General features: G+C 34.6%; 17 protein-coding genes. 6 read left to right on the forward strand and 11 right to left on the reverse strand.

What is annotated here, in order from left to right; genetic code table 11:
* Positions 1-932: T9SS sorting signal type C domain-containing protein (locus BM289_RS00005; RefSeq protein ID WP_143102015.1), on the forward strand; the 932-nt coding region annotated here is incomplete at its 5' end.
* 57 nt (positions 933-989) lie between these two features.
* Here BM289_RS00005 and BM289_RS00010 read toward each other — a convergent pair.
* Together BM289_RS00010 and BM289_RS00015 are read right to left on the reverse strand one after the other, a co-directional pair.
* The gene (locus BM289_RS00010) at positions 990-1,604 is read right to left on the reverse strand and encodes a hypothetical protein (protein ID WP_091489587.1); all 615 of its coding nucleotides are present in this window, start codon (positions 1,602-1,604) and stop codon (positions 990-992) included.
* Positions 1,594-2,097: an RNA polymerase sigma factor gene (locus BM289_RS00015; protein ID WP_091489591.1), complete on the reverse strand. Its 504-nt coding sequence runs from the start codon at positions 2,095-2,097 to the stop codon at positions 1,594-1,596. Before BM289_RS00015 ends, BM289_RS00010 begins: the two co-directional genes overlap by 11 nt.
* Before the next feature lie 153 nt (positions 2,098-2,250).
* Here BM289_RS00015 and BM289_RS25550 point away from each other — a divergent pair, with 153 nt between their 5' ends.
* Entirely contained in the window at positions 2,251-2,472 is a 222-nt protein-coding gene (locus BM289_RS25550; protein ID WP_091489595.1) for a hypothetical protein, read from the forward strand.
* An 85-nt stretch (positions 2,473-2,557) separates the two neighbouring features.
* Here BM289_RS25550 and BM289_RS00025 read toward each other — a convergent pair whose 3' ends face one another.
* From BM289_RS00025 to BM289_RS00065, 9 genes are all read right to left on the reverse strand, one after another.
* Entirely contained in the window at positions 2,558-3,694 is a 1,137-nt protein-coding gene (locus BM289_RS00025; protein WP_091489598.1) for an aminotransferase class I/II-fold pyridoxal phosphate-dependent enzyme, read from the reverse strand.
* A gap of 76 nt (positions 3,695-3,770) precedes the next feature.
* Entirely contained in the window at positions 3,771-4,409 is a 639-nt protein-coding gene (locus tag BM289_RS00030; RefSeq protein ID WP_091489602.1) for an NAD(P)-dependent oxidoreductase, read from the reverse strand.
* 190 nt (positions 4,410-4,599) lie between these two features.
* Complete coding sequence (locus tag BM289_RS00035; RefSeq protein WP_091489605.1) at positions 4,600-4,881, reverse strand: FoF1 ATP synthase subunit delta/epsilon; 282 nt, start codon at positions 4,879-4,881, stop codon at positions 4,600-4,602.
* An 82-nt stretch (positions 4,882-4,963) separates the two neighbouring features.
* A complete protein-coding gene (atpD, locus tag BM289_RS00040) occupies positions 4,964-6,475 on the reverse strand; it encodes a F0F1 ATP synthase subunit beta (RefSeq protein WP_091489608.1) in 1,512 nt (503 codons plus the stop codon).
* Between the two features lie 238 nt (positions 6,476-6,713).
* Positions 6,714-8,240 (reverse strand): SGNH/GDSL hydrolase family protein, encoded by a 1,527-nt coding sequence (locus tag BM289_RS00045; protein ID WP_091489611.1) that lies wholly within the window; start codon positions 8,238-8,240, stop codon positions 6,714-6,716.
* Between the two features lie 81 nt (positions 8,241-8,321).
* Entirely contained in the window at positions 8,322-11,153 is a 2,832-nt protein-coding gene (locus BM289_RS00050; protein ID WP_091489614.1) for a TonB-dependent receptor domain-containing protein, read from the reverse strand.
* Between the two features lie 309 nt (positions 11,154-11,462).
* The gene (glmS, locus tag BM289_RS00055; RefSeq protein WP_091489617.1) at positions 11,463-13,313 is read right to left on the reverse strand and encodes a glutamine--fructose-6-phosphate transaminase (isomerizing); all 1,851 of its coding nucleotides are present in this window, start codon (positions 13,311-13,313) and stop codon (positions 11,463-11,465) included.
* A 9-nt stretch (positions 13,314-13,322) separates the two neighbouring features.
* A complete protein-coding gene (locus BM289_RS00060) occupies positions 13,323-14,987 on the reverse strand; it encodes a BamH family beta-barrel-assembly machinery protein (protein WP_091489620.1) in 1,665 nt (554 codons plus the stop codon).
* Positions 14,988-15,008: 21 nt separating this feature from the next.
* On the reverse strand, positions 15,009-15,815 hold the full coding sequence (locus BM289_RS00065; protein ID WP_091489624.1) for a glycogen/starch synthase: 807 nt from the start codon (positions 15,813-15,815) through the stop codon (positions 15,009-15,011).
* Between the two features lie 77 nt (positions 15,816-15,892).
* On the opposite strand from BM289_RS00065, the gene panC reads away from it, so the two are divergent.
* The 4 genes from panC to radA all read left to right on the forward strand — a co-directional run bounded on the left by panC (position 15,893) and on the right by radA (position 19,856).
* On the forward strand, positions 15,893-16,771 hold the full coding sequence (gene panC / locus BM289_RS00070; protein WP_091489626.1) for a pantoate--beta-alanine ligase: 879 nt from the start codon (positions 15,893-15,895) through the stop codon (positions 16,769-16,771).
* Positions 16,772-16,785: 14 nt separating this feature from the next.
* Complete coding sequence (panD, locus tag BM289_RS00075; RefSeq protein ID WP_008465481.1) at positions 16,786-17,136, forward strand: aspartate 1-decarboxylase; 351 nt, start codon at positions 16,786-16,788, stop codon at positions 17,134-17,136.
* A 203-nt stretch (positions 17,137-17,339) separates the two neighbouring features.
* The gene (locus tag BM289_RS00080; protein WP_091489629.1) at positions 17,340-18,491 is read left to right on the forward strand and encodes an alpha/beta hydrolase; all 1,152 of its coding nucleotides are present in this window, start codon (positions 17,340-17,342) and stop codon (positions 18,489-18,491) included.
* 3 nt (positions 18,492-18,494) lie between these two features.
* The gene (gene radA / locus BM289_RS00085) at positions 18,495-19,856 is read left to right on the forward strand and encodes a DNA repair protein RadA (protein WP_091489632.1); all 1,362 of its coding nucleotides are present in this window, start codon (positions 18,495-18,497) and stop codon (positions 19,854-19,856) included.
* Positions 19,857-19,892: the final 36 nt, after the last annotated feature.

The raw sequence follows: 19,892 nt of genomic DNA on the forward strand, positions 1-19,892 counted from the left end.
CATTGTATTTCTGGGCGCACGTAAATCTTCCGGTTAAAGGTCCTGACGGGTTATATCACTACAACGACGATTTCGTTGCGGTTAACAGCATGGGGAATATCGATGTCGGCAATGGAACCACTTTTGACGGGTACATCGGGGCTGCCCAGGGGTTCATCATAAAACCACCGACAAATACGATAGTTTTTAACAACGGCCAGCGTGAAACAGGCGAGAATTCGCAGTTCTTTAAAACAGCGGCATCAGGCATTGAAAGACACCGCATCTGGCTGAATATGTCCGATAAGAAAGATGTTTTCAAGCAGGTCCTTGTCGGGTATGCTACAGGAGCGACCAACACGCTGGATACTGATTTCGATGCCGTATCAATGTCAGCAAATACTCTGGCAGATTTTTACAGCATCAATTCGTCTAAAAAATTAATCATACAGGGACGTGCACTTCCTTTTATCAATACAGACGTCGTTACGTTTGGATACATGGCTGCAAAGCAAGGCGAGTATACCATTTCAATCGATCATGCGGACGGAATTTTCAATAACGGACAGGATGTTTATCTGGAAGACAAGACAACAGGAAAAACAACCAACCTTCGTCTTGCAGATTACACCTTTACATCTGCTGCAGGAACATTCAACAGCCGTTTTGTAATGCGTTACACGAATAAAACTTTGGGAGTAGACGACTTTGAAAATAGCGAGGATGGTGTTTTAGTTTCTATTAAAAACAAAATTGTTCAAGTTTCTTCTTCAAAAGAGTTAATCAATGACGTAACGGTTTACAACCTTTTAGGTCAAAAGATTTTCCACAAAGAAAAAGTTAATAGTACCGATTTAGAAATTTCAAATTTACAAACTGGAAATCAGGTCTTATTAATAAAGGTTAATCTTCAAAACGGATACACATCAAATAAAAAAGTAATAATGAATTAATATTCCTATCATTATCAAAAAACAGAAAACCCATCGTAAATGATGGGTTTTCTGTTTTTATTCCTCTTTTAATTCGTCAATTACTTTTTTTATTTCTTTTGCAAACTTCCCATAAAAATGATGTACCCATAATTCCAGTGAAACTCCCATAGAAAGCACAACAAAAACCACTATTACAAAAAAACCTATCAATTCACTATTAGAAAACTCTAAATCAAAAAAGCCTGGTATTTTAGAAAACCTATAATAGTAAAAACCTAATAAATACAAAACTATAAAGGGCGTTAATGCAAAACCAAATGTTTTATAAAGCTCCATGTTTAATCGAATATCAAAATAAGTTTCATACAAACTGTCTTTTGTTTTCAAGGTTATATTATTCAATCGTTTATAAAAAAAATAAAGCTTTGTTAAATAGTAAACACAAACTGCTACAAACAGACTGAAAAGCAAATAAAAGAAAAAAGCTGCTTTTGATGAAAATCCGCAGATTAAAGGAACAAATCCAATCGAAATAATTGCAACAGTCTGATAAGCAAACTCTATTCTTAGGTTTTTCCTAATTTTATCTAGTGGCGTATTCGCTGATTGAATTTTCTCCAAATTTGTTGGCAGCATAACGTTTTCCGTTTTTTCGTTATTCCATGCATTTTGTATATCGTTAAAATCCATACCCTTGATTTTTAATTATTTCTTTTATTTTTTCTTTGACTCTGTTTAATTTTACTCTAGCATTTCCCTCAGAAATGCCAAGATTCTCTCCTATTTCTTTATGTGAAAAACCTTCTAATTGATAGAAAATTATAGCCTTATCAATTTTTTCCAGTTTTTGAACCGCTTTATAAAAATGATCTAGCTGACTTTCTTTTATATGTGAATCGCTTTCCTCTTCTTTAATATTCTCCGAAGCAATTTCATATTTATCTACCTTTCGCTTTTCTTTTCTCAAAAAGACTATTGCAGTGTTTATTGCAACTCTGTACATCCAAGTCGAGAACTGACTTTCGTTACGAAATGTATCGTATGATTTCCAAAGCTGGCAGACAATTTCCTGAAACAAATCTTGTTGATCATCACGATTGTCCATGTACATCTTCGAAACCTTATACAGAATCCCTTTGTGGCTTTCTATCCGATTTAAAAACTCTTGTTCTTTTTCTTTCAAAACAATCTTAATTCAGGATTGGTTTTACAATATGTTCATTTTTCTCCATAAATTAATTGCAGCTTTAACAAAATACATTAAGCTTAACTACTAAAAACAAATTTTCTTTTTCCATCATTAATAGTATTGCTGATATAAATATTTTTTTGATTGATGATTGAAACTCCTCTATATTACTTATTATTTTTCTTGCACAAAACTGCGGCAAAGAAAACTAGTGAAATGATGCTGAGAATTTTGATTAAAAAGAAACTTACCAAACCTAGAATAAATCCTATTGAAGAGAAAAGGAAAAAATTGTACTTTTTTTCTTTAGAAAAAGTGGCTGTTGTTTTCATAATTATTTTAGTTTATTTGATTACAGCTCGTAAGTAATCAAACAATGAAAACGTTACAAAAAAAATTAGGCTTTATTCAAAAGCCTAATAAATACAATACTTTACGAAGTATTTTTTTTGATTTAAAAAATAAAATCTCTAATCAATTCTAAAACACGATTAATTTCTTCTTGCGAATTATAACTGTGAAGGCACAAACGAAGTCGTTCTTGTCCTTCAGGAACCAACGGAGGAAGAATTGATTGTACATCATAACCCTTATTCTGAAGTTCTTCGCTCAATTGCTTTAAATTCTCACAATCTGGCACAATAGCAGTATGAATAGCCGATTTGCTATGAACAAACATAGGTTTTAAACCTAATAAATTTTTCTGCTGATTGAAAAACACAACATTTTCACGAAGTTTCTTGATGGCTTCATTTTCAATTTTCAACTGTTGATAAGCCATCAAAATTGTTGCAACCGAATGTGGAGATAAAGCTGTACTTTCCATCAAATTTTCTGAGAAATTAACTAGATATTCCTTCAGTTCCAACGAACCTAAAATAACCGAACCATAACATCCCAGACCTTTGCCAAAACTTATAATTCGGGCAAAAACATTATTATGCAATTGCAGATACTGAATCAAACCTTCTCCTTTTTCTCCAAAAACTCCCATAGCGTACGATTCATCGACAATAAAATAACAATTGTACTTTTCTGAAAGCATAATCAATTCTTCCAAATTAGGACTATCACCATCTAAAGAAAAAACACTTTCTACAATAATATAAACATTTGAATTTGGGAATCCAAGAATAAGCTGCTCTAAATCTTCAATATCATTATGAATAAATTTAAATGATTTAGCTTTTGACATTTCAATTCCATCCCTTATCAGAGCATGACATAATTCATCGTACAAAACAACATCATTTTCCTGCATTAGAGCTTCGAAAAAGCCAACATTAGCATCATAGTCCGAATTAACAATTAAAGCCATTTCTGCATTATGAAAATCAGCAATAAAGTCCTCTGTAATTTGATAAAGTAAATGATTCCCGGAAATCAACCTAGAACCTGTAGCCCCATTTTGAAAAATTTCATTTTCGACTAAATAAGCATGTACCTGTCTAAAAATAATTTCGGCTTTTGAAAAACCAATATAATCATCAGAAGAGAAATCAACCAGATTATTAAAAACTGGCAGTTTTCGAAAAGTATTACTCCTTTTACAATTCTCAAGTTTGTGATTTAGATTTTCTGGAAGTTTCATAACGTAAATTTACAAAATTGAGGCTGGAACAAAACAAACAGCGGATCAAGTTGACCCGCTGTTATAAATTTAGTTTTTATAAAGCACTAATAAAAGGCGATTGTCTGCTATATTTAGATTCCATCATCTCTTTAATCATAAACTTCGAAATATCTAGAGCAGTAATTTTATCTCCTAAACAATCTTCTAAATTTACTGTTATTTCAGAACTATGGTCTGTAAACTCAATAAAAGGAACACGAACTTGTGTCCAATTGACATTGCTCTCTTCTAAAAGTCGATAGGCTTTTTGACGATCTTCCTGAATAATTGGAAAATTAGCTTTCATCCAATCTGTTGCCATAATCGTTTTTGGGCTTTTCTTATCAAAAGGAGTATCAATATTAAGCCCTGCCAGCAAAACATAACGATCAATTCCGAATTCATTCATTGTCTTCAAAATATAATTTGTTACTTCACTTGCCACTAAAGGCTCATCCTTCCTTTGACCAATGGTACTTAAAACAGCATCAGAATCTTTTAATAATGATTTTATGTTTTCAAAATGGAGAGCATCACCTTTGATGATTTCAATTTTATCATTCTCTATTTCGAACTTTTCAGGATTTCTAAGCAGAAGTTTTATACTAAACCCTTCTTTCAACAACTGGTTTACAAGATATTTTCCAGTTTTTCCACCGCCGCCCAGAACAGCAATTTTTGATATATTTTTCATAAGTATTCTTCATAAAATTTGACATAAATAATTTTCGCTTTATTAATCCAATAAAGCGGAAAAGACAAAAGCTTACTGAGCTTTTATCATAGTATCAATATTTTATAAAGAGATTTTAATACTTCAAAAGTAGAAAAATAAAAAAAGCCAGACAAATACTGTCTGGCTTTTAACTTATTTTAAAATTGTCTTAGTCAACTAAAACAATAATTTTATTATTTTTCATCTCGATTGTTCCTGACTTAATCTCTAAAGTATAAGTTTGGTCATTTACTTTCGTGAATTTATCAGCTGCTTCCTTAGAAAAACTGAAGCTTGGAGCTGCAATTTTAATTGTTCCTTTTTCTAAAATAGAAACAATCGGCGCGTGATGATTCAAAATCTGAAAGCTTCCATCAACTCCTGGCAAAGTAACCGAAGTGACTTCTCCTGAAAATAATTTAGCTTCTGGTGATACTATTTCTAAAATCATATTTTTTAAGTTAGAAGTTATTTGTTAAAAGTTAAAAGTTACGAAACGTATAACCTTTAACTTCTAACTTTTAACTTTATTTTTATGCTTCAGCTAACATTTTCTCTCCAGCTTCGATTGCATCTTGAATAGAACCTTTCAAGTTGAAAGCTGCTTCTGGAAGGTGATCTAACTCACCATCGATAATCATGTTGAAACCTTTGATAGTATCTTTAATATCAACTAATACACCTGGAATACCTGTAAATTGCTCTGCTACGTGGAATGGCTGAGACAAGAAACGTTGTACACGACGTGCTCTAGATACTGCAAGTTTATCTTCTTCAGATAACTCTTCCATACCTAAGATCGCGATGATATCTTGTAATTGTTTGTATTTTTGAAGAATTTCTTTTACTCTTTGTGCACAGTTGTAGTGCTCATCTCCTAAGATATGTGGAGTCAAAATTCTTGAAGTAGAGTCTAACGGGTCAACCGCCGGATAAATACCTAACTCAGCAATTTTACGAGACAATACAGTTGTAGCATCTAAGTGCGCGAAAGTTGTAGCCGGCGCCGGGTCAGTTAAGTCATCCGCAGGAACGTAAACCGCTTGTACAGATGTAATAGATCCTTTGTTTGTAGATGTAATACGCTCTTGCATTGCACCCATCTCAGTTGCCAATGTTGGTTGGTAACCTACCGCAGATGGCATACGTCCTAAAAGTGCTGATACCTCAGAACCTGCTTGTGTAAAACGGAAGATATTATCAACGAAGAATAATACATCTTTTCCTTGGTCAGATCCAGCTCCATCACGGAAATACTCAGCGATAGATAATCCTGAAAGTGCCACACGTGCACGAGCTCCAGGTGGCTCATTCATTTGTCCGAAAACGAAAGTAGCTTTAGACTCTCTCATTCCTGGCATATCTACTTTAGATAAATCCCATCCTCCATTTTCCATAGAGTGCATGAAATCATCACCGTATTTAATAATTCCTGACTCTAACATCTCGCGAAGCAAGTCATTTCCTTCACGTGTTCTTTCACCTACTCCAGCGAATACTGAAAGTCCACCGTGACCTTTTGCGATATTGTTGATCAACTCCTGAATCAATACTGTTTTACCAACACCAGCACCACCGAACAATCCAATTTTACCTCCTTTTGCGTAAGGCTCAATCAAGTCGATTACTTTGATACCTGTGAATAAAACTTCAGATGAAGTTGATAAATCTTCGAATTTAGGAGCTTGTCTGTGAATTGGCAGACCGTTCTCTCCAGTTTTTGGCAAATCACCTAAACCGTCAATGGCATCTCCAACAACATTAAATAAACGTCCATATACGTCTGGACCGATTGGCATTTGGATTGGATTTCCAGTTCCAACTACTTCATATCCTCTGCTTAAACCATCTGTTGAATCCATAGAAATGGTACGAACAGTGTTTTCACCAATATGAGATTGTACTTCAAGAACTAAAATTGTTCCGTCTTTTTTAGTGACTTCTAGAGAATCATAAATTTTTGGAAGTTCAACATCTTTACCGTTGAAAACTACGTCTACTACTGGTCCAATGATTTGAGCAACTTTTCCTATTACTTTTGACATTACTTATGTATTTATTAAATAGCTATTTAGGTTTATCGAAAATACCTCTTTTTTCAGAGCGCAAAGATAATTTTTTAAAATATAAAATCAATTTTTTTTTCATAAAAAATAGCATGATTTTGTTTGATTCATAAAACTGACCCAAAAAATAACAAAAACAGCATTTTTTTAATAAAAGAAAAAACCGCTTCATTTTATAAAATGAGCGGTTTTTTTTGAGATTAAAAAATAATTTCAATCATAGTTTTGCAGGAAACAAAACCTGATAATCGCCAATATTTACACCTTTTAAATTTGAACCATATTTGGCATTTATTGCTTGGATAAATTTGTTAGCAATAAAAGCATAACCTCTTGGAGAAGGATGAACCCCATCCAGAGAGAACATTCCGCCGGTAACAAATGTTGCTTTCAATGTAAAATCATTCATTGAAATACCATTTGGCTTATTCAAATCATCCATAATTGACTTAGCATCAACAATCGCTAAACCATTTGCTTCTGCGGCAGCATTAATTACGGCATTATAAGCATTAGTTGCCACTTCAATTTCCGCCACTTCAGAAGGCAGTAAAACATATCTATCTGGCAAAGGAAAAGTAACACCTAACTGGGACAATGAAGGCGAAGGCGAAGCAATTCCATCAGCGGCCAAAGTTGGAACTTGTCCAATTCTGGAAGACGCGCCTAAAACAATTAAATCTGTAGGAAGCGCTTGTCTTGCACGCCCAAAAATCTGCCCCATTACTGTCGCAGTTGTAGCATCTAAACCACCACCAATTAATACAGCTCTTAAATTTGCTGACAAATCCGGCAAAGTCTCATCCACAATTAACAACGGATTATTTCCAGTTGTAGACAAAAGCTTAATTCTATTTCCTTGCCCCAAAAATGTCAAAGCATTACTCAAAGGCCCATACAATTGTGCATTCAAAGTACTAACCAAACTTACCCCTCCAACACTTAAATTAGCCTGAGTTAATTGATTATAAGTTATTACATGAAAATGCGGAAGAGTTGTAATATTTGGAAGATTAGCAATAACGCCTTTTCTTCCACCTGCTACCAATTGAGCAACCAAACCTTTATAAGCAGCCTCAAAAGTCGCAGGAGGCGTCAACGGATTAACTGCTGGATCCCCACCTGCAGTTGCATACCCTAACTCATCATTACCCCCAATCCATAATGAGAAAAAAGTAGGATTCTGACTTAAGGCATCTGCCAAAACTGTCGTGGTAGCACTAGATGAAAAACGAGCAAAATAAGGATTTGCTGTCCCTGTTGCAACGCCAGCAGCATTTCCATAACCAGGAGCCAATAAATGAAAACTTTTTGCCCCAGGAACCCCCAAGTTATTAAAAGACCCGGACAAATGTGCTGTTACTTCAGTTGTTGGCTTCCCATCAACAGGAATTGGAGTACTATTAAAATACAAACGTGGTCCAGCTATAACATTTCCACCTAAAAGCAATCCTCCAATATTATCATTAGCAAAAGGGGTCTTAAACTCTCCTCCTCCTACCAGTGCAAATTGTTGCGCTAAAATATTCGGATAAGCTCCTTCCTGACCTTTAACAAATAAAGCATTATCACTAAAACCTGCCGCAAAAGAATCTCCCAATGCTACATATTTAGAAAAATCTGCACTTCCAGCTGTCAAAGGCTTACCATCAGACGAGTCCACAGGAACCGCCACATCATCATCACTATTACAAGCCATAAAGGTTAACGAAACCAATACAAGCCATTTGAAATTTTTTATCATAATTTATATTTTTTATAATTACTTGTTTCCAGATTACTCTAGAAACATCAATAATGAATTTGACTTAGAATTAAACATCTATTATGGGTTAATAGTCCAAGAAGCAAAATACTGCTGACCAATTAATCCAGCTCCAATAACTTGATAGTATTCTTTTCCTCCAATATTAGCAGCTCCTAATTTTAAAACTGATTTTAACTTCGGAATTCCATAATTTACCTGAGCATCTATCACTGTAGCCGATTTAATTATACCATCAGCAAAACCCGCTTGCCATAAATATTCGCTATTCCATCTTCCGCTTACGCTGAATCCGAAGTTTTTGAATAGTTTATCATTCCCAATAGACACCTTAACTCTGTGTTTCGGAGTATTAAACCCTGGTTCAAAACTCGGATCTTTTGCCTGATCAAAATCAAATTGAGCATAGTTATAATTTACTCCTGCCTCGAAATCTGCAATTACTTTTTTAGAAAGCCCTACACCAAATCCTAACGAATGAATTTCAACATCTGAATTCGTATAAAGTTGATAGACTCTATATTCTCCATTTTGAATTGCTCTTATAGACTGCACACCCGGATCTGTAGTTCCTGCCGCAATATTTGGACTATCTTGAGCCGTTCCATAATAAGGAGAAATCACATTCAAAGTACCAATAAAATTATTATAGATATTATAGTAACCATTAAGATCTATCGACATGCCTTCAAAAACAGAACGATATCCTAATTCAAATGCTTTTACCTCTTCAGGTTTCACATAATTTGCTCTTGATTTTTTTAACAGAGCCGCCGCGGCCACAGGATTACTATTTGCCATTGCAGAAAAAGCATTTACAGAACTCGCAATATAGGAATTCCCATACGCATCAAGACCTGTCATATCTTTTGTTGTATTTCCGCCACTGTAAGCCTGACCTTCGGCACTTAAATTAAAAGTCTCGCTAAATCTAGTTAAGTTATCAGGTGCAGAACCAATCAACACCGCGCTTCCTATGTTAAACCCAATGTATTGATCTTGAGTCGAAGGATTTCTAAAACCTGTTTGAAAAGACCCTCTGAAATTGTGATTTCTTTTTTCACCTCCAGAGTACACTAAAGACAAACGAGGCGAATAGTTTCCGTCAAAGTTTTTAGATTTATCATAACGAAGAGATCCTGTAAACTTCAATCTATCATCCAAGAACTTTTTCATTAACTGAGCATAAGCTCCATACTCATTATAATTAATAGGGCCATCTGCATCTGTATAAATTCTTCCATGAGAATTCAATTCATACGCTCTAAACGAACCTCCAACCTGAATTTCAGCAAATTTGATTATATCTCTAAAGTTATAATTAACATCCGAGTGATAAATTTTAGAATTATCCACCAATCTTGAGCCCGAAAGAACATCAGGCTCACTTATCACCTGATTGAATGCATTTTTAAACTCCGCTGTCCCTGGCAGGAAACGGCCTGTATCTGCAGTAGCTCTACCAGCCGCATGTGCTTGTTCCGGTGTCATTCCAGCCAAAGTCCCTTGAATGTACGCTCCTGCATATTGACCAAACCAAGTATTATCATCTTTCCATTTTCTGTTAACATTAATACCAGTAAAAACCATATCATAAGACTGCCCTCCACTTTCCGAAGTCGTATACCCTCTTAAGAAAAAGTTTTTCCCCTTGAACTCCAATTTATGCTGCTGCATAAAAAAGTTATTTAGATAATATCTATTTGCCCCTTGATAAACCGCATTACCAGTACCAAATTTACTTTGCCAGATAATCTCCAATCTTTCATCACCAAAAGGTCTTCCATGAAGAGAAAAATCGATTTTTGTATTCGCAGCTTTATTATCCGTCAAATCTATTTCATTATACCCCGTTCTACTAACTGTGGTATTTGGCAAAAGATTAGATGCACCAGCCGGAATCAACCCTAAAGCTTCTAATCTTAACCCAACTCCTTTGATATTTGTTGCGGCCTCATCACCATAAACATTAATACCATCATAACCAGGATTTGTCCTATCAATACCTGCCCTTGTTTTGTCATTGTAATTTGTTGCATACCAATCTGTAGCTTCCATATAAGTAAAATTAGCTTTAGCGGCGAAATATTTATTGAAAGCATGCGACAATCGAAGACCAAAATCATAATACCCATTAGTCCCCGCGGCTTCTTGCGAAGTCACACCATATTTAAAATAAGTAGAGATTCCCTGATTAGTAAATGGGCTTTTACTTGTCATGAACAAAATACCATTAAATGCATTTGCACCATATAAAGCAGAAGAAGCTCCTGGAAGAAGCTCTACACTTTGAACATCAATTTCCGAAACCCCAATCATGTTACCCAAAACAAAGTTCAACAACGGAGATGAATTATCCATTCCATCAACCAACTGCATAAAACGAGTGTTTGCAACAGTAGCAAAACCTCTGGTATTAATTGACTTGAACGACATACTACTCGTATTCATCTGAACCTCTTTCATGTTCTCCAAACCATCATAAAAAGAAGGAGAAGCCGTTCTTTTAATTTCCTGAATCCCCATTCGTTCAATGGTAACAGGAGATTCTAAAACTCTTTCAGGTGTTCTAGATGCCGAAACTACAATTTCATCCAATTTAGTCTCTTCATCCTTTAAAATTACATTCACTTTTTGATTTGCCGAAGTAACATTAATTGTTTTTGATTCAAATCCTACTGCCGAAACTTTTAAAGAAAAAGGCAGTTTAGAATTTGTAGTCAATTTGAAGGATCCATCAAAATCAGTAGACGTACCACTGTTTTCCCCGACAACAACAACATTAGCACCAGGAATAGATTGTTTGTTACCATCTGTAACCGAACCTGTTATTGTATTCTGCGCAAAAGACATTCCGCTGAACAACAACATAATTAGCAAGTAGACTCTCATTTGGGTTAGTTTTTTCGTTAGTATATATAGCCAAAATAAGCAAATATTTTAATATGTATAAAAAAACGTTAAATAAAATTCATATTTGACATCATTTTTTACAATATTTTAACTATTTAGTAATTCAATTCCTTAGAATAAAAACAAAGAAATACAAAAGAAAAACCAATATACTATGCATACATATAAATTTTAATCAAAAAATTGAAAAATTCATAAAAATACATATACAGAAAAAAAATTATGACAATAAAAAAAAGCGAGACCTAAATCTCGCTTTTTTAACATATCTATATTTCTAAAAAGAAATTATTCTACTGTAACTGACTTTGCCAAATTTCGTGGCTGATCGACATTACATCCTCTCATAACTGCAATATAGTAGGAAAGTAATTGCAAAGGAATAGTTGTAACTAACGGAGACAATGCATCTGAAGTTTCTGGAATTTCAATAACATAATCTGCCAATTCGCGAACTTGAATATCACCTTTTGTAACTACAGCGATGATTTTTCCGCTTCTAGATTTGATTTCCTGAATATTACTTACAATCTTATCATAATGTCCTTGTTTTGGAGCAATTACAATAACCGGCATTTGTTCATCGATTAAAGCAATTGGGCCGTGTTTCATCTCTGCTGCAGGATATCCTTCTGCATGGATATATGAAATCTCTTTTAGTTTTAAAGCACCTTCTAAAGCAACTGGGAAATTATATCCACGCCCTAAATAAAGACAGTTTGGCGAATCTTTAAAGGCAGCAGCAATCTCTTTTGCTTTATCATTAGTTTCTAATGCTTCGGCAACTTTTTCAGGAATAATTTCTAATTCTTGAAGGTACGTATGAAAATCTGTATTTGATAATGTTCCTTTTGCTTTTCCAAGTTTCAAGGCAATCATTGTTAAAACAGTAATCTGAGTTGTAAATGCTTTAGTCGAAGCTACTCCAATTTCTGGTCCAGCGTGTGTATAAGCTCCTGCATGGCTTTCTCTTGAAATAGAAGAACCTACTACATTACAAACACCAAATACAAAAGCTCCATTTTCTTTAGCTAATTTGATAGCCGCCATTGTATCTGCAGTCTCACCAGACTGAGAAATAGCAATAACTACATCGTCTTTATTGATAATTGGGTTTCTATATCTAAATTCAGAAGCATATTCTACTTCAACAGGAATACGAGTAAACTCTTCAAAAATATATTCCGCCACTAAACCTGCGTGCCAAGAAGTACCACAAGCAACGATTAGAATACGTTTTGCATTCAAGAATTTCTCCAAATTATCCTCGACACCGGCCATTTGAACAATTCCTTCGTTAGCATGAAGCCTTCCTCTGTAAGTATCTTTAATAACACTTGGTTGTTCGTAGATCTCTTTTAACATGAAATGATCGTAGCCACCTTTTTCAATCTGCTCCAAATTCATTTGAAGTTCTTGAATATAAGGATCTACCAAAGAGTCATCTTTAATTTTTCTGATCTTAATTGGCTTATGCAATCTAATATTAGCCATTTCACCATCTTCCAAATAAACTGCATTAGAAGTATACTCTATAAATGGTGAAGCATCAGAAGCAACAAAATACTCATTCTCCCCAACACCAATCGCCAGCGGACTTCCTAATCTCGCCGCAACAAGTTCATTTGGATTCTTTTTATCAAAAACAGCAATAGCATAGGCTCCAACCACTTGATTAAGCGCAATCTGTACTGCTTTACCTAATTTAATATTTTCTTTCTTTTGGACTTCTTCTATTAAATTAACTAAAACCTCTGTATCTGTGTCTGATTTAAAAGTATACCCTCTTTTAATCAACTCTTCTTTAAGTGGCGCATAATTCTCTATAATTCCGTTATGGATAATTACTAAATCGCCAGAATTTGAAAGATGAGGATGCGAGTTTACATCATTTGGCACACCATGCGTAGCCCAACGCGTATGGCCAATTCCAATATTTCCGTTTGTTGTAAAGCCTTCTTTTGCTTTCGCTTCCAGATCAGAGACCTTACCTTTTGTTTTACAAAGCTTTATGCCCGACTCTTCGTCATACAGCATAACACCGGCACTATCATAACCTCTGTACTCAAGGCGTTTTAACCCCTTGATTACAATAGGATATGCGTCTCTATGACCGATATATCCAACAATTCCACACATATATATTTATTAATTTGGTTTCGTGTAGTAGACCTGGAGTTTCAATCTTTTATCACCAGCAGAAGTTTTTCCACCGTACAAGACTGTCCCCAGCGGACTCATCACCGATGTTCTTGGTGTTTGAGAAAAATATTCTACAAGTTTCGGATCAGCATTATCTTTAAGCAGAACCTTGTTCTTCAATACATTTGAAGCAGTTACACCTGAACTTAAAGAAACAGCCAGTCCTAAATTAACATTTTTTAAGGTAGCATCTTTTATAAGATTACGAATATGGCTCGTAATTCTCATTTTATAATACTTTCCTTTTTTATTAGAATCAAGCGTAATCAAACCATTAAGCGTAACATCCTCTGTTGCATAATCTGCCAATACAATATTATTCGTTAAATCGTACAAATAAACTCTTTGTGGCTCTTTTGTATTAGCCATTTTATCTGCATCAATATAAAAAACAAGATTAGCTTCATTTACTTTCCAGTTTTTATATTTGACATTATTTCTAATTTCATCTAATTGATCCGGAACTTGGTTTGCACCGCTTTGAACAACACCATTAGCATCATAGCTAATAACGTCTGTTTGATCAAAAAGTTTTACAACTGCTACAGATCCTTGACCTCCTTTTAAGTAAAGCCTTTCGTCTCCTTCAGTCTTATTTACATTTGTAATTGCACTTTCATAATCAGCATTCCTAGTGTTTTGAAGAAAACTTGCTGTATTGACAATACCACCCGAAACACCAGTTTTTAAAAGCACCACAAGTTCTTTATCTTCTGTTGCATTAGCATCATCGGTAGTAGAAGCTGTTTTTGCTTTATATTTTATTGTAATTTTTCCTTCTGCAAAATTAAGTAAAGCCATGTTCGAAGGAGAACTTCCAGATTTTTCGACCTTAAAGTACAAACCTCTGAAGTATTCTTGAAAAAGATCCTCCGTAGAAAGCTTTGAAGCCACGGCCTTTAATATTTTATCTTGAAAAAACTGCTTATTAAGGTTCAAAGTCATCTGAGGAGCCGTTCTTGTAGTTGTCTTCACTCCTTGGTCATCAGTAGTTTCTACTCTAATTTCACTCGCATCAAAAAAGAATTGCTCATTTTCTGAAGCAGCACCATCATTTAATAAAACACTTTTATTAGCGATGCTAAAAAAATCATTATCCTGATCTGTGTAATAATATTGGAACAATTGAGAACCACCACTAAAATAAGTGTTTCTCATTTGCATTGTTGACTCGTACACACTTAATTTCAGTTTGTATTCGTTGCCTTGACCGCCATAAATAGAATCCAGTTTATAAGTACTGTTACCCTCTGCGTCAGTTGTTTTGTCCTTAGTAAAATATGGAATCGTAAGCTGCACGCTTTGTATTTCTGGAGATTCACCAATTGTTGGCGCGTATTCTTTAAGCCCCAACTGTGTTACAAAATTAGCCGTTGTAGAACCGAACAAAGGATTATCAAAAATCCCCAATGGATTTATTGCTATATTATTAGACTGAACTGGAGTCACTTCCTGATTGAAAGCTAAAACATTATACTCTTCTGGTTCAAGTCCAAAATGATCATCTCCAACTATACCATCACCAATTGCATTGAAATCTTTATCGCAAGAATATAAAAAAACAACAATTAAAGCTAAAAGAATTTTCTTAATAAAAGAAGTATTATACATGTTTTATAATAAGGTTAAAATTTAAAGTCCAAACATTCTGTAGAAATTTGTATATGCGTCTGCAAATGCATCTTTCGAGGCGAAAGGTAAAAAAGGTTTTCCTGAAGATTCTATAAATTTTGTTAAACTTGGAGAAACATTTTCTGACGCAATGATTACTCCATCTGAATGCAGGATACTCGCTTTTAATACATTCTCGTAATTTGGAACTTCTAAATCTGATACTGCATCATGAGGAACACCATCAAATTTAACTTTATTGATCATCTCTAAATCCAAATTCTCATCAAAAGACTGTCCGTAAACAGAAGTAATAATTTTGGTTTCAGAAAACAAAGCTTCGTGTTTATAATAATGTTTCATGTAAATCGGAAGCATTGCAGCCAACCAACCATGAACGTGAATGATATCTGGAACCCAGTTTAATTTTTTAACAGTTTCCACAACACCTTTAGCAAAGAAGATTGCTCTTTCGTCATTATCAGGATATAAAACCCCCTCCTCGTCTGCGAAGGTTGCTTTACGTTTAAAATATTCATCATTATCTATAAAGTACACCTGAATTCTCTCTTTCGGAATCGATGCTACCTTAATAATCAACGGCATGTCTAAGTCATTCACTACCAAATTCATCCCTGAAAGTCTGATCACTTCGTGTAATTGATGTCTTCTCTCATTGATATTCCCATATCTTGGCATGAAAATTCTTATCTGACCTCCTTGGTCATTAATCATTTTCGGAACGTCATAAGACATTAAAGAAACCTCATTTTCAGCCAAATAAGGCACGACTTCAGATGATACGTATAATATCCTCTTATCTTTCATAATAGTATTTTACTTAATTTTGGTAATAAAAACGTCGCAAAATTACAAAAATTTATGCAGTTTATAACTAATATATTATGTTTGCACTAAATTTTAATAATACCTCAATGCACATTTTCTACAGTAAAGCAGCTTTGATAGCCTATATTAAAACTATCAAAACCGCAAATTCAACTATTGGATTTGTACCCACAATGGGCGCTTTACACCAAGGACATTTGGCTTTAATGCAGCGTTCACTAAAAGAAAACGACGATACCGTTGTAAGCATTTTTGTCAATCCAACACAATTCAACAACCCAGAAGATTTAGCAAAATATCCAAGAACTTTAGAAGAAGATATTAAGAAAATGCGTACATTAAGTGATAAAATCATTTTATACGCGCCTTCTGTTGAAGATATTTATGAAGGAAACACCGTTTCGCAGACTTTTGATTTCGACGGATTGGAAAATCAAATGGAAGGAAAATTCAGGCCAGGACATTTTAACGGTGTTGGAACAATTGTAAAAAGGCTTTTCGAAATCGTAACACCAACCAATGCTTATTTTGGAGAAAAAGATTTTCAGCAATTGCAAATTGTTAAAAAAATGGTCGAAAAAGCAGCTTTACCTGTAAACATTGTTGGCTGTCCGATTTTCAGAGAAGAAAATCAGCTTGCAATGAGTTCGCGCAACGAACGTTTAACTGCTCAAGAACGTAAAGATGCTTCAATTATATACAAGACTTTGACGGAAGCCAAAGAGATTTTTCAAAATCACAGTCCGCAAGAAACATTAGAATTTGTAGAAAATTCTTTCAAAGACAATAACCAATTTGAACTTGAGTATTTTGTTATTGCTGACGAATCAACACTTTTACCTATCGATCAGAAAGAGAATGGCAAAAATTACCGTGCATTTATAGCAGTATTTGTTAATTCTATAAGACTGATAGACACCATTTCATTAAATTAATCTAACTTTGCAACATGCAAATTCAAGTTATAAAATCAAAAATTCATCGCGTTAAAGTAACGGGTGCCGATTTAAATTATATTGGTAGCATTACTATTGATGAAACTTTACTAGAGGCTTCAAACATTATTGAAGGCGAAAAAGTATCTATTGTGAACATTAATAATGGCGAACGTTTTGAAACTTACGCTATTAAAGGCGAAAAAAACTCAGGCGAAATCACTTTGAATGGTCCGGCTGCAAGAAAAGTTCAGAAAGATGATATCATCATCATCATTTCTTATGCAACTTTGGATTTTGAAGAAGCTAAGACTTTCAAACCGTGGATTATTTTCCCTAACGAAAATGATAATTCACTAACCTAAACCAATTCTTTCTTTTTTAAGAATTTACTTTCTTTGTCAAAGCTTTTTTGTACAAAGAATTTCTCTTTTGTCCTAATCCGAAATGATTTTGACGCTAAAATACTGTGCTTCAATTTTTACTCCATTGAACAAAGAAGCAAATAAAATAGTATATTGCTACACTATTTTCAATACATTTTTAATTTACTGAAATGCCACAAATCATGAAAAAAGTTTACCTACTAACACTTTTGATTTCATTTTCGTCGTTTGCCCAAAAAACGTTCGACAATATTAAATCAGAAAAACTGGGAGAAGAGCGTAGAATTACAATTGGACTTCCGGCTTCTTACGAAGCAAACAAAGACAAAAAATATCCTGTTCTTTATTTACTGGATGGCGATTACTTATTTGATCCTTTTTCCGGAGCTGTAAGTTATGGTTCGTATTGGGATGATATTCCGGAAATGATTATCATCGGAATTCATCAAAATAAAGACGGAGAACGTTTTGATGACACCACAATTGACCAAAACGAAGGTCTTCCTTTTGAAAAAGGTTCCAAATTTTTCGAATTCGTCGGAGCAGAATTAGTGCCTTATATTGAAAAAAAATATCGTACCTCGCCTTTTAGAATTATTGCAGGCCACGACATAACAGCAAGTTTTGCTAATTTTTATTTGTATAAAGAAATACCGCTTTTTAATGCATACATCTGCTTGAGTCCGGAACTGGCACCAAAAATGGAAGTGCGCATTGCCGAAAAGTTTGCTAAAATAAAAAAACCGGTTTTCTATTACCTTTCTGCAGGAGAAGGTGACATTAAAAAGATAAAAGAACCGATTGAAAAATTAAACAATAATATTAAAATCGCTAATAATCCGTTAGTGAATTATAAATACGATGTTTTTAAGGGTGCTACACATTACACAGAAGTATTGCATTCTATTCCAAGTGCATTGTACCAGATTTTTGAAGCCTACCGACCTATAAATTCTGCCGAATACAACGACAAAATTGCGGTTCTTCAAGAAGGTTATGCAGAATATTTAGAAAAAAAATACGCTGACATGTCTGAAGTTTTAGGAGTTCAGATTCCAGTTCGAATGAGCGATTTTAAAGTAGTAGAAAATCTTATTTTAAAAAGAAATGCTTACAGCGAATTAGGAAAAATGGCCGAAATTGGAAATGTACATTATCCAAAAGCCATGTTAGGAGAATATGAATTAGGATTAATGTATGAAAAACAAGGCGATCCAAAACATGCATCAAAAAAATACCAAAATGCTTCGCAAATGGAGCCAATTGGCGATTTAAATAAAGACATGATGTATGAGAAGATTGACGAAATGAATACGCTTGCTAAAAAAAAGTAAATAATGTCAAAAGTTAAAACTTCCTTTTTTTGTCAAAATTGCGGGACCCAATACTCCAAATGGCAAGGGCAATGCAACGCCTGCAAAGAATGGAATACAATTGCTGAAGAAATTATTCAGAAGCAGGAAAAAGTGGCTTGGAAAAGCGAACCAACTCCAACAAATAGAGCGCCACGACCTTTAAAAATAACAGAAATCGATTCGGCACAGGAAATCCGAATGGATACTACTGACGGAGAATTGAATCGTGTTTTGGGAGGCGGAATCGTTCCAGGATCATTGACACTTTTGGGTGGCGAACCAGGAATTGGAAAAAGTACACTTTTACTTCAGATTTCATTAAAATTACCCTATAAAACATTGTATGTTTCGGGCGAGGAAAGTCAGAAACAAATAAAAATGCGCGCCGAAAGAATTACTCCAAATAGCGATAACTGCTATATTCTAACGGAAACAAAAACGCAAAATATCTTTAAACAAATTGAGGCAATTCAGCCAGAAATTGTCATCATTGATTCTATTCAAACTTTACATACAGATTATATCGAATCAACAGCTGGAAGTATTTCTCAAATCAGAGAAACTACCGCTGAACTTATAAAATTTGCCAAAGAAACCAATATTCCGGTTATTTTAATCGGGCATATTACAAAAGACGGAAATATCGCTGGGCCAAAAATTTTGGAACACATGGTCGATACGGTGCTTCAATTTGAAGGCGACAGAAATCATATTTATAGAATTTTGCGTTCGCTGAAAAACCGTTTCGGTTCAACATCCGAACTTGGAATTTATGAAATGCTTGGAAGCGGTTTGCGAGAAGTAAGCAATCCGTCAGAAATATTGATTTCACACAAAGACGAAGAATTATCAGGAACCGCAATTGCCACAACTCTTGAAGGCATGCGTCCGCTGATGATCGAAATTCAATCTTTGGTAAGTACGGCAGTTTACGGAACGCCTCAGCGAAGCACAACAGGTTACAACGCTAAAAGACTAAATATGATTCTGGCCGTTTTAGAAAAAAGAGCCGGATTCCGTTTAGGTGCAAAAGATGTTTTCCTGAATGTAACGGGAGGAATTTCTGTTGATGATCCTGCAATTGACCTAGCCGTTGTGGCCGCGATTTTATCATCAAATGAAGATATTCCGGTTGGAAAAGGTTTCTGTTTTGCAGGTGAAGTTGGTCTTTCTGGCGAAATTCGTCCGGTTAACCGAGTGGATCAGCGTATTCAGGAAGCTGAAAAATTAGGTTTTGATACTATCTTTGTTTCCAAATACAATAAAATTGCTTTAAAAAATACAGGAATCAAAATCGAATTGGTCGCTAAAATTGAAGATGTTGCCAGCATTCTTTTTGGTTGATTTTATTTAGCCACTAATTACACAAATTTGCACGAA

The organism is Flavobacterium phragmitis (assembly GCF_900112575.1).
GTDB lineage: Bacteria > Bacteroidota > Bacteroidia > Flavobacteriales > Flavobacteriaceae > Flavobacterium > Flavobacterium phragmitis.

Excerpts from the sequence above, each read along its gene's own strand:
- BM289_RS00045 (WP_091489611.1), bottom strand. The coding sequence starts at position 8,240 with ATGATAAAAAATTTCAAATGGCTTGTATTGGTTTCGTTAACCTTTATG.
- BM289_RS00080 (WP_091489629.1), top strand. The coding sequence starts at position 17,340 with ATGAAAAAAGTTTACCTACTAACACTTTTGATTTCATTTTCGTCGTTT.
- BM289_RS00025 (WP_091489598.1), bottom strand. The coding sequence starts at position 3,694 with ATGAAACTTCCAGAAAATCTAAATCACAAACTTGAGAATTGTAAAAGG.
- BM289_RS00050 (WP_091489614.1), bottom strand. The coding sequence starts at position 11,153 with ATGAGAGTCTACTTGCTAATTATGTTGTTGTTCAGCGGAATGTCTTTT.
- glmS (WP_091489617.1), bottom strand. The coding sequence starts at position 13,313 with ATGTGTGGAATTGTTGGATATATCGGTCATAGAGACGCATATCCTATT.
- BM289_RS00030 (WP_091489602.1), bottom strand. The coding sequence starts at position 4,409 with ATGAAAAATATATCAAAAATTGCTGTTCTGGGCGGCGGTGGAAAAACT.
- radA (WP_091489632.1), top strand. The coding sequence starts at position 18,495 with ATGTCAAAAGTTAAAACTTCCTTTTTTTGTCAAAATTGCGGGACCCAA.
- BM289_RS25550 (WP_091489595.1), top strand. The coding sequence starts at position 2,251 with ATGATTGAAACTCCTCTATATTACTTATTATTTTTCTTGCACAAAACT.
- atpD (WP_091489608.1), bottom strand. The coding sequence starts at position 6,475 with ATGTCAAAAGTAATAGGAAAAGTTGCTCAAATCATTGGACCAGTAGTA.
- BM289_RS00060 (WP_091489620.1), bottom strand. The coding sequence starts at position 14,987 with ATGTATAATACTTCTTTTATTAAGAAAATTCTTTTAGCTTTAATTGTT.
- BM289_RS00035 (WP_091489605.1), bottom strand. The coding sequence starts at position 4,881 with ATGATTTTAGAAATAGTATCACCAGAAGCTAAATTATTTTCAGGAGAA.
- BM289_RS00065 (WP_091489624.1), bottom strand. The coding sequence starts at position 15,815 with ATGAAAGATAAGAGGATATTATACGTATCATCTGAAGTCGTGCCTTAT.
- BM289_RS00010 (WP_091489587.1), bottom strand. The coding sequence starts at position 1,604 with ATGGATTTTAACGATATACAAAATGCATGGAATAACGAAAAAACGGAA.
- panC (WP_091489626.1), top strand. The coding sequence starts at position 15,893 with ATGTTTGCACTAAATTTTAATAATACCTCAATGCACATTTTCTACAGT.
- panD (WP_008465481.1), top strand. The coding sequence starts at position 16,786 with ATGCAAATTCAAGTTATAAAATCAAAAATTCATCGCGTTAAAGTAACG.